The sequence below is a fragment of the Variovorax sp. SG517 genome (genome assembly GCF_013376045.1).
GTDB lineage: Bacteria > Pseudomonadota > Gammaproteobacteria > Burkholderiales > Burkholderiaceae_C > Variovorax.
Map to the genome: position 1 here is coordinate 333,162 of NZ_JABMJG010000001.1, position 14,021 is coordinate 347,182.

14 protein-coding genes are annotated in these 14,021 nt (G+C 67.0%); 9 read left to right on the forward strand and 5 right to left on the reverse strand.

Annotated elements, in window-relative coordinates; translation table 11 throughout:
- Positions 1–75 precede the first annotated feature (75 nt).
- From FHT32_RS01435 to FHT32_RS01450, 4 genes are all read right to left on the reverse strand, one after another.
- On the reverse strand, positions 76–894 hold the full coding sequence (locus FHT32_RS01435; RefSeq protein WP_176662883.1) for a class I SAM-dependent methyltransferase: 819 nt from the start codon (positions 892–894) through the stop codon (positions 76–78).
- A 226-nt stretch (positions 895–1,120) separates the two neighbouring features.
- Positions 1,121–1,936, reverse strand: coding sequence for an ABC transporter permease (locus FHT32_RS01440; protein ID WP_176662884.1), 816 nt, complete (start codon positions 1,934–1,936; stop codon positions 1,121–1,123).
- Between the two features lie 4 nt (positions 1,937–1,940).
- Entirely contained in the window at positions 1,941–2,789 is an 849-nt protein-coding gene (locus FHT32_RS01445; protein ID WP_176662885.1) for an ABC transporter permease, read from the reverse strand.
- A gap of 118 nt (positions 2,790–2,907) precedes the next feature.
- Positions 2,908–3,936 carry a PotD/PotF family extracellular solute-binding protein gene (locus tag FHT32_RS01450; RefSeq protein WP_176662886.1) on the reverse strand — a complete coding sequence of 343 codons (1,029 nt, stop codon included), beginning with the start codon at positions 3,934–3,936 and terminating at the stop codon, positions 2,908–2,910.
- 314 nt (positions 3,937–4,250) lie between these two features.
- Here FHT32_RS01450 and FHT32_RS01455 point away from each other — a divergent pair, with 314 nt between their 5' ends.
- From FHT32_RS01455 to argE, 4 genes are all read left to right on the forward strand, one after another.
- Positions 4,251–4,664, forward strand: coding sequence for a RidA family protein (locus FHT32_RS01455; RefSeq protein ID WP_019656931.1), 414 nt, complete (start codon positions 4,251–4,253; stop codon positions 4,662–4,664).
- A 5-nt stretch (positions 4,665–4,669) separates the two neighbouring features.
- Complete coding sequence (locus FHT32_RS01460) at positions 4,670–5,344, forward strand: DUF1028 domain-containing protein (RefSeq protein WP_176662887.1); 675 nt, start codon at positions 4,670–4,672, stop codon at positions 5,342–5,344.
- Between the two features lie 67 nt (positions 5,345–5,411).
- Positions 5,412–6,404: a LysR family transcriptional regulator gene (locus FHT32_RS01465; protein ID WP_176662888.1), complete on the forward strand. Its 993-nt coding sequence runs from the start codon at positions 5,412–5,414 to the stop codon at positions 6,402–6,404.
- Positions 6,401–7,591 (forward strand): acetylornithine deacetylase, encoded by a 1,191-nt coding sequence (gene argE, locus FHT32_RS01470; protein ID WP_176662889.1) that lies wholly within the window; start codon positions 6,401–6,403, stop codon positions 7,589–7,591. Before FHT32_RS01465 ends, argE begins: the two co-directional genes overlap by 4 nt.
- Positions 7,592–7,706: 115 nt before the next feature.
- Here the strand turns inward: argE and FHT32_RS01475 are convergent, their stop codons facing one another.
- A complete protein-coding gene (locus FHT32_RS01475) occupies positions 7,707–8,966 on the reverse strand; it encodes an NAD(P)/FAD-dependent oxidoreductase (protein WP_176662890.1) in 1,260 nt (419 codons plus the stop codon).
- 269 nt (positions 8,967–9,235) lie between these two features.
- Here FHT32_RS01475 and FHT32_RS01480 point away from each other — a divergent pair, with 269 nt between their 5' ends.
- The 5 genes from FHT32_RS01480 to FHT32_RS01500 are packed head-to-tail and all read left to right on the forward strand — an operon-like array spanning position 9,236 to position 13,470.
- Entirely contained in the window at positions 9,236–10,393 is a 1,158-nt protein-coding gene (locus FHT32_RS01480; protein WP_176662891.1) for an ABC transporter ATP-binding protein, read from the forward strand.
- Positions 10,390–11,391 (forward strand): NAD(P)H-quinone oxidoreductase, encoded by a 1,002-nt coding sequence (locus FHT32_RS01485; RefSeq protein ID WP_256098837.1) that lies wholly within the window; start codon positions 10,390–10,392, stop codon positions 11,389–11,391. The genes FHT32_RS01480 and FHT32_RS01485 overlap by 4 nt, the downstream gene beginning before the upstream one ends.
- Positions 11,392–11,396: 5 nt before the next feature.
- Complete coding sequence (locus FHT32_RS01490; protein ID WP_176662892.1) at positions 11,397–12,011, forward strand: glutathione S-transferase; 615 nt, start codon at positions 11,397–11,399, stop codon at positions 12,009–12,011.
- Between the two features lie 11 nt (positions 12,012–12,022).
- A complete protein-coding gene (locus tag FHT32_RS01495; protein WP_176662893.1) occupies positions 12,023–12,514 on the forward strand; it encodes a type II 3-dehydroquinate dehydratase in 492 nt (163 codons plus the stop codon).
- A gap of 2 nt (positions 12,515–12,516) precedes the next feature.
- Complete coding sequence (locus FHT32_RS01500) at positions 12,517–13,470, forward strand: glyoxylate/hydroxypyruvate reductase A (RefSeq protein ID WP_176662894.1); 954 nt, start codon at positions 12,517–12,519, stop codon at positions 13,468–13,470.
- Positions 13,471–14,021 lie beyond the last annotated feature (551 nt).

Sequence of the window (14,021 nt, forward strand, 5' to 3'; positions counted from 1 at the left end):
CGGAACTGCAGTTTGTACCCGCAGTTGGCTCAACGGTTGCGTCGCGGGGCCGGCAATACGCGCACGGCTTGCGCCCTACCCCGCCGCCACGATCACATGCGCCTGGATCTTGCCGGCCACCGGTCCTTCGCCATGGCGGCTGGCGATGACCTGCGCCGCGCGGTCCGTCGCCGCCTGTAGCGCATTGGCATCGCGCGCCTCGATCTCGTTGCGCAGCGGCGTTCCCTGGCAGTAGGCGGTGGCGACGTCGCGCGCCGAGGGTGAGCGGCTCGTCTTCTCGCGCGCCTCGATCTCGATGCTTGTGAAGCCCGCGCGGCTCAGGTCGCTGCGGATCAGCGCCACGTCGTGATAGCCGTGTGGCGTGCGCGCCAGGAAGCGCGGAGGGTCTTGCGGAAAGATCTCGGCGACGGCGCTGGTGACCCCGTCGGCAAAGGCGTTGTCTTCGATGCGGTCCCACACGGTGAACACGAAGCGCCCGCCCGGCCTCAGCACGCGGCGCGCCTCGGCATAGCCGGCGGTGCGGTCGGGGAAGAACATCGCGCCGAACTGGCAGAGGACGACGTCGAACGAGGCATCTTCGAACGGCAGCTTGAGCGCGTCGGCCTGCTGCCATTCGATGTCGATGCTGCTGGTGCTGCCCTGACGGGTGGCGGCGTAGTCGAGCATGGGCTGGTTGAGGTCGGTCACCACGTAGCGCGTGCCTTTGCCCAGCCTGGGCGCCAGCGCTCGCGTGACGACGCCGCTGCCGGCGGCTGTTTCGAGCACCGCGCCGGGGGAGAAGCCGGCGACCAGCTCGGCCGTATCGGCGGCGTAGGCCTCGAAGATCAAGGGGACCATGAGCGTGTCGTAGAGCCGGGGGATCGAGCCTGCGAAGAGCTTGTCGCTTTCGGTCATGGGATGGCTCCTTGAAAGCTGGGCTTGTGTAGTGCCCTTGATCGCCCTTGGGTGCCCTGTTCGAGTTACCCCTACAGCTCAGGCGCGAGCCGTGTGGCCTCGACAGGCGCGCCGCCGTATCGGGCATCGGCGGCGCCACACCATGGTGGCCCCGTTCGCAGACCCAGTCAACGCCGTGGCCTGGAACGCACGCGACGGCGCCCTGCCGCGTGCGCAAGGGCATTCATCACTCTTCGATGTTCAGGATCTTGCCCAGGCCGAGGAAGTAGTTGGCCAGGGCCAGCACGGTGGCCGTGACCGCGATGTAGACCACCGACAGCGCCGCCAGCGTCGGGTCGGCGAACTCGCGCACGTAGTTGTACATGGCCACGGGCAGTGTCTGCGTGTCCTGCGTGGTCACGAAGAGCGAAGCCGTGAACTCGCTGAAGGACATGATGGCCGCGAAAAGCCAGCCGCCGAACAGCCCGGGCGCCAGCAGCGGCACCGTCACGGTCAGCAGCACCTTGAGCGGCGAGGCGCCCAGGCTGGCCGCGGCCTGCTCCAGGCGCTCGTCGAGGTTCTCCATCGACACGTAGACGCTGCGCATCACGAAGGGCAGCACCAGCATCACATGGCACAGGATGGCGATGCCCCAGCCGCGCTGCACCGAAGCCTGCGACACCAGGATCAGCAGCCCCAGCCCCAGCGTGAAGTGCGGCACCACCAGCGGCGAATGCAGGATGGCCAGCAGGGTCTGCTTGCCCTTGAACTCCATCCGCTTCGCCGCGATGGCCAGGCAGGTGCCGATCACCAGCGCCAGGATAGACGACCAGCCGGTGACGACCAGGCTGGCCTTGAAGCCATGCTGGAAGTCGGGGTAGCTGAACACCCGCGCGAACCATTGGAGCGAGTACGACTCGGGCGGGAAGCTGAGGATGGCCTTCTCGTTGAACGCGGCAATGGTGACCACCACCACCGGCAGCAGCACGAAGCCCAGCAAAACGGCAATCAGCAAGGGGCCGGCGATGCGCAGCGGAAGCGGCAGAGCGCTCTGGATCTTCATGGTTTCAGTGCCCTCCAACGGCCTTCAGCCGCTTTGTCACCTGGCCCAGCGCGAGCAGCGCGGCAGCGGTCAGCAGCAGGCCGACCACGCTCAGGCTCGCGGCCAGCGGGAAATTCATCGACGAGAAGCCGAGCTGGTAGACCAGCGTGGACACCGTCGGCACGCGGCCGCCGCCGATCATCTGCGGCGTGGCGAAGGCACTGAAGGTCCAGGCGAATGCCGTGGTGATGCTCGCCAGGATGCCGGGCATCGACAGCGGCAGCGTGACCGTGAGGAAGGTCTTGACCGGGCCCGCACCCAGGCTCTGCGCGGCCTTCTCGTAGTCGCGGTCGATGTGGGAGATGGCCGTGGCCAGCATCAGCACCACCACAGGAATGGTCACGTGCACCAGCGCCACGAGCACGCCCAGGTGCGTGAACATGAGCTCCAGCGGCCACTCGATCAGGCCCAGACGGCGCAGCACGCCGTTGATGAAGCCGTTGCTGCCCAGCACCGCGATCCACGAGTAAGTGCGCACGATCTCGCCCAGGAACAGCGGCGTGATCGACACCACGAGGATGAAGGACTTGAGCGCCCGGTTGCGCACGCGCACCAGCGCGTAGGCCAGCGGATAGGCCACGAGCAGTGAGAACACCGTCGTCTCCACGCTCAGCAGCAGGGTGTTGGCGAACGCGGCGAGATAGATCGACTTGGTCAGTCCGCTGAAGTTCTCCAGCGTAAGGCCGCCCACGTCCAGCGAGCCGGGCACGAAGGCGCGGAAGCTGAACTGCAGCACGGCCAGCAGCGACACGGCAATACCCGCCGCAACAATGACGGCCGGAGATACCAGCCAGGCCCGTAGATCGGAACGCATTCCTGCCCTTCCCAACAACATCAACAACAACTTCTTCTTCAGATGCTCGATCGTCGCGGGGAGACCGGCGCGGCACCGGCCGCGCGGGTCTCCCCGGCTTGCATGACCCCGCGGGGGATCAGTTCATGATGTTCTCGGTGAACCACTTGCGCCATTCGGCGGTCTTCTCGGCGCGCAGCTTGTTGTCGATCACGATGGCCTGGGTGTCCCACTGCTCCTTGGTGGTGAATACGCCGGGCAGCTTGGCGTCTTCGGCCGAGACCTTCGCGTTGGTGACGACGGGGCTGGCCTTCTTGGAGGCGACGATCTTCGACTGCACGTCGGCCGACAGCGCGATGTTCAGGAACTTGTAGGCCAGGTCGGCCTTGGTCGTGCCCTTCATGATGGCCATCGTGTCCACGCCGAGCACGGCGCCTTCCTTGGGCATCACGACCTTGATCGGCACGCCCTGGCTGGCCATGTAGTAGGCGTTCATCGACAGGATCACCTCCACGGGCGTCTCGCCGGTGGCGATCAGCTGCTGGGCGTTGGCGTCGTTGGTGTAGAAGGCCTTGAAGTTGGGCTTGAGCGCCTTGAGCTTGTCCTGGCCCTTCTCCCAGGTGGCGGCATCGCCGCCCGAGAGCATGGACGACACCGTGATGATGTGGCTCGGGTCGAAGTCGGGCGCGCTGATCTTGCCCTTGAGCGCGGGGTTCCACAGGTCGTTCCAGCTTTCGAGCTTGATGCTGGCGGGCACCAGGTCGGGGCGGTAGCCGATGGAGTAGACGTAGGCCCAGCTGCCGATGTGGTACGGGCTGATCTTGGCGCGGTCCACCAGGTTGGCGTAGTTCGGGACCTTGGCGGTGTCGATCTGCTCGAACAGGTTGCTGTTCACGTACAGCCAGCCCACGTGCGAGGTCGTGAAGGTGATGTCGCTCTCGGGCTTGGAGGCCAGCTTGGCCTTGTTCAGGCGGTCGATGGTGCCGCCCGTCACGTACTTCACGGGCACGCCGGTCTGGCGGGTGAATTCCTTGCCGATGTTGTCGTCGATGAGGTCACGGAAGCTGCCGCCCCAGGTGCTCACCACGAGTGCGTTGTCCTGTGCCCAGGCGGTGGTGCCGCCCAGCGTGACGGAGAGCGCGCACAAAGTCAGAAGCTTGCGAAACATTGATTGAACCTCGATCGTAAAAGTTGAACATCTGCCGGTACTGCGGCTGCAGATGCCCTGAAGCACCTGCAACACACCTTCTGCGTGTGCAGCACCTGCATCACGGGGCCGGATCATAGGAATGGCTTACCGCCGCGGCCTAATCGCCTTTTACGTACAGGTGGCTCAAATTTTCCGAGGGCCCCGGCGCGCGCGCCGCTCGGAAATTCCTAAACGGTCGCACGGAAAAAACAAATGGCGCCGACGGCCGGCGCCAACGACCATGCCGGTCCCGGCGCCATCGGCGTCTCATGCCCCCAGCCCCTGCAGCGACCATGAAGCACACCCGCATCCGTCCTTTCAACACCAAGGTCACCTACCCGGAACAGAAGCTGGACAACGACCTCTGCCAGGCCGTCGTCGCGCGCGGCCGCACCGTGTTCCTGCGCGGACAGATCGGCCAGAACCTGGAAACCTCCGAGAGCGTGTGCATCGGCGACGTTGCCGGACAGGCCGAGCAGGCCATGTCCAACATCGCGATGCTGCTCGAGGAAGCCGGCGGCGAACTGCAGGACATCTGCAAGATCACCATCTACATCATCGATCCGCGCTACCGCGAGGCCGTCTACCTTGTCGTCGGCCGCTGGCTCAAGGGCGTGTTCCCGGTGTCCACGGGCATCGTGGTCTCGGCCCTGGCCCGACCGGAGTGGCTGGTGGAGATCGACGCCACCGCCGTCATCCCCGACTGAACGCCATGACCTTCTCCATCGTTGCGCGCTGCCCCGCCACCGGCCAGTTCGGTGCGGCCGTGGCCTCTTCTTCGCCTGCCGTGGCGTCGCGCTGCGTGCGCGGCCGCCGGGGCGTGGGTGCAGCCGCCAGCCAGAACATCACCGACCCCGACCTGGGCCCGCTGCTGCTCGACCTGATGGCCGCCGGCAACACGCCCGCGCAGGCCGTGGCGCAACTGCAGCAGCAACGGCCCTTCATCGACTACCGCCAGCTCATGGCCATCGACGCGCACAACCCGCCGGTGGTGTTCACCGGCGCCAACGCGCTGGGTACCCTGGCGAGCGTGGTGGGTACGCACGCGGCCTGCGCCGGCAACATGCTGCTCAACCGCGAGGTGCCGGCGGCCATGTTGGCGGCCTTCGAAAAGGCCGAGGGCGCGCTCGCGGAGCGTCTGATGCAGGCCATGCTCGCCGGCCAGGCGGCCGGCGGGGAAGAAGGCCCGGTGCACTCGGCCGGACTGCTGGTCTACGAAACGCAGAACTGGCCCGTGGTGGACCTGCGGCTGGACTGGGTGGAATCCGACCCGGTACAGGCGCTGTACGCCACCTGGAAAATCTACGCGCCGCAGCAGGAGGCCTACATCACGCGTGCGCTGGACCCGCGCGCAGCCCCCAGCTTCGGTGTGCCCGGCAATCTCTGACGCAGGGCTGTCGCTACACTGGCGCGGTCGCTTTCGCGCCGCGCGTGGCGCGCCTTCCTGTTCCGATATGCTCAACCGCGTTTCCCTGCGCCAGATGGAGTACTTCGTCGCGACGGCCAAGCACGGCAGCATCGCCGCGGCCTCCGCGCAGATCCACATCTCCTCCCCTTCGATCTCCGCGGCCATCGCCCACATCGAGAGCGAACTCAACGTCCAGCTGTTCGTGCGCCACCCCTCCAAGGGGCTGGGGCTCACGGCCATCGGCACGCTGGTGCTGAACCAGTGCCAGGACGTGCTCGAACGCTCCTCGCGCCTGTACGAGATCGCTTCCGACTCCGGCGACGTGATGCAGGGCCCGCTGCGCGTGGGCAGCTTCCAGTCGCTCACGGCCATGATCGCGCCCGAGGTGATCTTCGGCTTCGCGCGTGCCTTCGAGCGGGTCGAGATGCAGATGGTGGAGGGCGACCAGGAAGTGCTCATGAACAAGCTGCGGTCGCTGGAGATCGACGTGGCCCTCACCTACGACCTGCGCCTGGACGACGACATCGAGTTCGAGAGCCTGGCCACGCTGCCGCCCTACGTGCTGGTGAGCGAACTGCATCCGCTCGCGCAACAGAAGGCCGTCACCTTCGAGGAGCTCGCACCGCAGCCCTTCGTGCTGCTCGACCTGCCCATGAGCCGCGACTACTTCACCTCGCTGTTCGCCAGCGTCGGGCTGACGCCCAACATCGTGGCGCGCTCGCGTTCCGAAGAGGTGGTGCGCTCCATGGCCGCCAACGGCATCGGCTATGCGCTGTTCAACGTGCGGCCCAAGTCCAACCTGTCGCTGGACGGCAAGCGCCTGGTGCGCGTGCGCTTGGCCGGCAAGAACCGCCCCATGCTCCTGGGGCTGGCCACCTACAAGCCCATGAAGCAGTCGCGGCTGACCCAGGCTTTCATGGACCGCTGCCGCGCCTACATCTCCGACCAGTACATCCCGGGCATGAGCGCGGCCAGCTTCTTCGATCCCCATCCCGTGGCGCCGGATGCCTCCGACGCGCCACCCGCGCAACAACCATGACCACTGAACGCTCCACCAGCGTCTCCAGCCTATCCAGCGTTTCCCTGCTGGAGACGCTGATCGCCTTTCCCTCCGTCTCGCTCCAGCCCAACGACGGACTCATCGCTGCGGTGCAGGAGATCCTCTCGGCCGCCGGCATCGCCTCCACGCGCGCGCCGGACCCCGAGGACCCGCGCCGCACCAACCTGTTCGCATCGGTCGGACCCGAGGGCGTGCCCGGCGTGCTGCTGTCGGGCCACACCGACGTGGTGCCCGTGGAAGGGCAGCCCTGGACATCGCCGCCTTTCAAGGCCACCCACAGGGACGGCCGCATCTACGGACGCGGCGCGGCCGACATGAAGGGCTTCGTCGCCTGCGCAGTCACTGCCATGGTGGCTGCCGCCGGACGGCCGCTGAAAAGACCGCTGCAACTGGCGCTGTCCTTCGACGAGGAGATCGGCTGCGTCGGCGTGCGCCATCTGCTGCGCCGGCTCGAAGGCCGTCTGCCGGCGCCCTACCTGTGCATCGTGGGCGAGCCCACGCTGATGCGCATCGGCACCGGCCACAAGGGCAAGGCCGCCTACCGCGCGGTCTGCTGCGGCGAGGCCGGGCATTCGGGCCTCGCGCCGCAGTTCGTCAACGCCATCCACATGGCCAGCGACCTCGTGGCCTCGGCGCGCGAAGTGCAGCGCGAGCTGGCCGAAAGCGGCCCGCGCGAAGAAGGCTACGGCGTGCCCTACTCCACCGTGCACGTCGGCACCATCCAGGGCGGCCGCGCACTCAACATCGTGCCCAGCGAATGCACGCTGAACTTCGAGATCCGCAACGTCGCGCAGGACGAGCCGGCGCAGATCCTCGAGCGCATCCTGCAGAACCTGGCCGCGCGCGTGAAGCGCGAGGCCCAGCATGCCGATGCACCGCTGCCCGAGGTCACGCTGCGGAACAGCTACCCCAGCCTGTCGACACCGGAAGATGCGCCGGCCGTCGGCCTGCTGCGAGGGCTGCTGCCCGAGGGCACGCCCACCACCAAGGTCGACTACGGCAGCGAGGGCGGCCTGTTCCAGCAGAGCTGGCAGCAGACGCCCGTGCTGGTGTGCGGCCCCGGCAGCATCGCGGTGGCGCACAAGGCCGACGAATACGTGGAGCTGTCGCAGCTGCAGGCCTGCGACCGCATGCTGGCCGGGCTCGTCGACTTTCTCTGCCGCTGATTGGATAGATAGATCAGCCACGCCGCAGGATGCTGCGGCTCACGGTGCGCGTCGAATGAAGAAGGCCGCCGGATCGCAGGATCCGGCGGCCTTCTCATTGATGCAGCTTGCGCCCTCAGCTCTTCTCGTACGACATGTAGCCCTGCTGCAAAAGGATGTGGTCGGCGATGTACTTGGCGTCGTGCCACACGCCGTAGATGAACGACGAGGCACGGTTCACCAGATTCGGCAGCCCCAGGAAGTAGATGCCGCTTTCCGCCGAGATGCCGCGCTTGTGGTACGGCTCGCCGTTCTCGTGGAAGGCGTTGACCTGCAGCCAGCTGTAGTCGAACTTGAAGCCCGTGGCCCACAGCACGGTCGTGATGCCGGCCTCGCGCAGGTCCAGGCTCAGCGTGGGCTCGGTCAGGCATGCGGGGTCGGGCAGCAGCTCCCAGGCCTCGGGCTCGGGCGGGAACGGCAGGCCGTTCTGCTCGATGTACGCATCGGCTTCGCGCAGCACATCGAAGTAGGCCTGGTCGCCCTCGGCCACGTTGCGGGCCAGGCCTTCGGCGAAGCGCATCACGCCGTTCTCGTACGACTCGGTCAGGCCCACCAGTTCGATGCCTGCGTGCGCAAGGCGCCGGAAGTCCACCGTGCGCCCACCTTCATAGCCGCTCACGGCAAAGGCCACGTGCTTCTTCTTGGGCTTGATGCGCACTTCGTCCCACAGGCCGAGCGCGCCCAGCCACCAGCAGTAGTCGCGCCCGCGGTAGGAGCGCGGCGGGCGGTAATGTTCGCCCACCGAGAGGTACACCTTGCGGCCGGCCTGGCGCAGCTCTTCCGCGATCTGCGAGCCCGAGGCACCGGCGCCCACGACCAGCACGGCACCATCGGCCAGCTGGCCCGGGTTCTTGTAGGCCGACGAATGCAGCTGCGCGACCGGCGCGTCGGCCGGCACGATGGAGGGATAGGCCGGAATCTGGAACGGGCCGGTGGCCGCGACCACGTTCATCGCCTCGATGACGCCTTGAGAAGTCGTCACCTTGAAGCCCGGTCGGCCGACATGGCGCTCCACGCGCTGCACCTCCACGCCTGTGCGCACGGGTGCCTTCAACATGGCCGCATAGTCCTCGAAGTACTGGGCCATGCGCTCCTTGGGCGGAAAGGCTTCGGGCGAGACGCCTTCGAACTTCAGCCCCGGAAAGCGGTCGTGCCAGGCCGGGCCGTTGGCGACCAGCGAATCCCAGCGCTCCGAGCGCCAGCGCTCCGCGATGCGATTGCGTTCGAGCACGAGGTGCGGAACACCCATGGCCGCCAGATGCTCGCTCATCGCGATGCCGGCCTGGCCTGCGCCGACCACGAGGGTGTTGATTTTCTCCACTGACTCCACTGACATTTGATGTTCCTCAGGATGATCGGCGCCGGCGCTTTCGGCCGAGCGGGCCGGCACTGCCATGCACCGATTGGGGGGCGAGTCTGATGAAGGGCACCGCGTTTGAAAATCATGTTTTTCAGACGCAAGGCTTAGGAAAAAGCGAAGCGCAGCCTCCACGCTACGAAGGCGTTGCGCTCACGCTGGAGGAATCGCCTGTTTCGTTTTTTCCGAGGGCCCGCCTCAATATCTGCAAAGGCCCGATGGCAGCCTGTTGGCTTATCGTTTCGGCCATGAATCCTGTCCCTTCCGAGCACGGCCCCAATGCGGCCAATGCGTCCAACGTGGCCAATGCGTCCGACGTGGCCGTCAGCATCGAAGGCGTGGTCAAGAAGTACCACGACCAGACCGTGCTGCGCGATGTCTCGCTGAAGATCCGGCGCGGCGAGTTCCTCACACTGCTGGGGCCTTCGGGCTGCGGCAAGACCACGCTGCTGAACCTCATCGCAGGCTTTGCCGAGGCCGACAGCGGAGAGGTCTTCATCGAAGGCCGCCCCGTCACCAGCGACCCGCCGCACCTGCGCAAGATCGGCCTCGTGTTCCAGAACTACGCGCTGTTCCCGCACATGACGGTGGAGCGCAACATCGGCTACGGCCTGCGCATGCAGGGCGTGCCCACGGACGAGGCGGCCAGGCGCATTCGCGATGCCATGGCCATGGTCAAGCTCGACGGCCTGGGCCACCGCAAGCCGCGCGAACTCTCGGGCGGCCAGCAGCAGCGCGTGGCGCTGGCGCGCGCGCTCGTCATCCAGCCCAAGGTGCTGCTGCTCGATGAACCCTTCTCGGCCCTCGACAAGAGCCTGCGCGGCTCCATGCAGGTGGAGATCCGCGAGATCCAGCGCCGCCTGGGCCTGACCACCGTGTTCGTCACGCACGACCAGGGCGAGGCGCTGGCCATGTCCGACCGCATCGCGGTGATGTCGGCAGGCGTGATCCGCCAGATCGCGCCGCCGGCCGAGCTCTACCAGAGCCCGCAGGACCCTTTCGTCGCGTCCTTCCTGGGCGACGTGAACATCCTGCCGGCCCACTACCACGGCAAGGGCGCGGGCGACGTGCAGCTGCGCCTGGGCTCGGGGCTCATCAGCCTCTCGCAGGACCGGCTGGTGCACGCCTCGCACGAAGGCGAGCGACTCGACGTGTACGTGCGGCCAGAGCATCTGCGGCTGGAGAACCTGCACCCGGCCTCGGCGCTGAGCGGCACCGTCGTCAACCACGTGTTCCAGGGCGACCACATCAACACCTTCGTCGATGTCGACCTGCCGATGACGGCACGCCAGATCGTCACCGTGCGCAGCCCGGGCCTCACGGCCATGCGCCAATGGCCGGTGGGCTCGGTCGCAGGACTGGCGCTCGCACCTGAAGGCGTGAGCGTCTTCAGCCCGCAGCCATGAGCGACACGCTGCCCTCCACCATGCAGGCCATCGTGGCCCGCGAACCGGGCGATGCCAGCGTGCTGGTGCTTGCCGAACGGCCCGTGCCGCAACCCGGGCCCGGCGAGGTGCTGCTGCGCGTGCTGGCTGCCGGCATCAACCGGCCCGACATCATGCAGCGCCAGGGCATCGCCAAGCCCGCGCCCGGCGTCACCGACGTGCTGGGCCTCGAAGTCTGCGGCGAGGTCGTCGCCTGCGGCCCGGGCGTCGACACCGCGCTGCGCGGCACGCGGCGCATGGCGCTCGTGCCCGGCGGCGGCTATGCGCCCTGGTGCGTGGCCGCGGTGGACCATTCGTTCGCAGTGCCCGCCCGCCTGTCCGACGCAGCGGCCGCGGCCTTGCCTGAAGGACTGTTCACCGTCTGGCACAACCTCTTCGAGCTGGGCCGGCTGTCCATGGGCGAGACCGCGCTGATCCACGGCGCCACGGGCGGCATCGGCTCGCTCGCGGTGCAGATGGCGCATGCGGCCGGCTGCACCGTCATCGCGACTGCGAGCGACGAAGCACGCTTCGCCGATCTGAAGGCCATGGGCGCGGACCTCGCAGTCTGCTGGCCCACCACCGACTTCGTACAGGCCTGCCTCGACTTCACCGGCGGGCGCGGCGTGGACGTGGTGCTCGACATCGTCGGCGGCGACTACGTGCGCCGCAACCTGCAGGCCATGGCCTTCGGCGGCCGGCACGTCAGCCTTTCCTTCATGCAAGGCTCCGCCGTCACGGTCGAACTGCTCACGCTGATGCAGCGACAGCTGAGCCTGCATTCGTCCACCATGCGCCCGCAGACGCATGCCGAGAAGGCACGCATGGCCCAGGCCATCTCGCGCCACGTGCTGCCGCTGCTCGCCAGCGGACGCATCGCGCCGCGCCTGCACGCGCGGCTGCCGCTGGCCCAGGCCGCACAGGCCCATACCCTGCTGGAGAGCGGCCAGGTGTTCGGCAAACTCGTCCTGGAGCCTTGAGCCTCATGCGACTGCTGTATGCCCCCACCTCGCCCTTCGTGCGCAAGGTCATGGTCTGCGCCCACCTGAGCGGCCAGGCCGAACGCATCGAATGGCTCGACAGCGCCGCGCATCCGGTGCGCCGCGACAGCCGCATCGCCGCGCACAACCCGCTGGCCAAGGTGCCCACGCTGATCCTTGACGACGGCGAGTCGCTCTACGACAGCCGCGTGATCTGCGAGTACATCGACAGCCTGGGCAGTGCCGGCATCTTCCCGCCGGCCGGCCCCGCGCGCTGGAAGGCGCTGACGCGACAGTCGATGGGCGACGGCCTGCTCGACGCCGCGCTGCTTGCGCGCTACGAACTCACGGCGCGGCCCACTGAAATGCAATGGCCCGTGTGGCGCCAGGCGCTGCTGACCAAGGTCACGGCCTGCCTGGGCACCATCGAGGCCATCGCGCCGGAGCTGGCAGTGGACCGCCCCACCATCGGCGAAGTCGCCATCGGCTGCGGCCTGGGCTACCTCGACTTCCGCTTTCCCGAACTGGACTGGCGCGCCAGCCATCCCGCCGCAACGCGCTGGTATGCCGGGTTCGCGCAGCTGCCCGCCATGCAGGCCACCATTCCCCACGAAGCCTGAGAGCACCCACGATGAGCAACACCACCACGCTTCCTCCTAGCCTCACGGTCTGGTTCCTCAACGGGCCCAACGCAAACCTCTATGGCCTGGATGCCAACAAGACCTACGGCAGCGACAGCTTTCCGGTGCTGCAGTCGCGCTGCGAGCAGAAGGCCGCCTCGCTGGGCGTGGACCTGCGCTTTCTGCAAAGCAACCACGAAGGCCAGCTGATCGACTGGATCCAGGAGGCACGCGGCGTGGCCGACGGCATCGTCATCAACGCGGCCGGCCTCACCTACACATCGATTGCCATACTCGACGCACTGCTGGCCTTCCCCGGCAAGATCATCGAGGCCCACATGAGCAACATCTGGAAGCGCGAGCCCTTCCGCCACCACTCCTTCATCTCCAAGGCGGCCCATGGCGTGATCGCAGGCCTGGGCGGCGACGGCTACGAGTTCGCGATCGAAGCAGTGGCACGGCTGGTTCGCAGTGCCAGCACACAGCAGCAAAAGAGCGCCTGAAGATGGCACAACAGCAGCAACGCCTCGGCACCCTGGTCTTCTACAGCGACTTCGACGATTTCGGCGCTTGGCAGAAGGCACTGCAGGCGCAGCTGCCCGACCTGAAGGTGGTCCACTCCAGCGCCCTCGAGCGGCCCGAGGACGTGCACTACGCCATGGTCTGGAAACCGCCAGAGGGCTTCTTCCAGCAGATGCCGAACCTGCGGCTCATCGTCAACCTGGGCGCCGGCGTCGACGCGCTGGTCTCGCGCAGCGACCTGCCAGCCGGCATCCCCATCACGCGCATCACCGATCCGAACATGTCTCGCATGATGGCCGGCTACGTGCTGTTCGCCGTGCTGCGCCATGCGCGCGACATTCCCCACTTCGAGCAGGCCCAACGGCGCGGCGAATGGGCCTACCGCCACCCGCGCTCGCCCGAGGAAATCGCGGTGGCCGTGCTCGGCCTGGGCCATCTCGGCGCCATGGCCGCAAGCGAAGTGCAGCGCCAGGGCTTCAGAACGCTCGGCTGGTCGCGCAGCCAGCGGCTGATCGAAGGCGTGGAATGCTTCTCGGGCATCGAGACGCTGGACACCGTGCTCGGCCAGGCCGACATCGTCGTGCTGATGCTGCCGCTCACGCCGCACACCAAGGGCCTTTTCGACCGCGCACGGCTGGAGCGCCTGCGGCCCGGCGCCGCTTTCGTGAACGTGGCCCGCGGGGCGCTGGTCGATCAGGCTGCGCTGACTGCACTGCTGCAGAGCGGGCATATCGGCAGCGCGACGCTCGATGTGTTCGAGCGCGAGCCGCTGCCGGCCGATGATCCGCTGTGGGGCATACCGCAGGTGCTGATCACGCCGCATCTGGCTTCGGTTGCGATTCCCTCATCTTCTGCGCGGCAGATTGCGGCGAACATCCTGCGTGTGGCGGAGGGGGAAGAGCCGATGGATGTGGTTGATCCGGGGCGGGGGTATTGAGGGTTTGGGTTGAGGGGGCCGGCGGAGTTGGCGTGCATGAGCCCCTGCGTCGTTCCGAGCGAAGTGTGCATCGCTGATACTCACGACGTCCTCCTTCGATCGCGAGTTCTCGCAACTGCGACAGGCCCTGGCCAGGTTCAAAAGGAACCGAATGACCAGACACTCGCCCGATAACCGCCGCTCTGCTCGGTGTTCATTCTTGCCCCGAACTCATCCTTCATTGAGCAGAGACCGTGAACGAATCGCCGGTCAATCAAGCTCAAGTAAAGGTCAGCTTGCAATAGCACGGCAATGACATACGACAGCAGACGTAGTCACGCATGGCTAATTGAAGTCGGTCACCACATACCGTGTGCTGGCGCTCACTCGGGGAAGACCAGAATTTAGCGCGATCAGGGACCGATACCGCTCCGCCGTCACGTCACTGAAAAAGCCCCGCCATACCCCAACGTGGCGCAATGTTCAACGCTGTCCACGGCGGAGTGGATTTGTGCCGGCAGTGCCTCCGGGCTCTTTCTCCGGAGACGGCTCTCCCATAGCACGCGAATTGC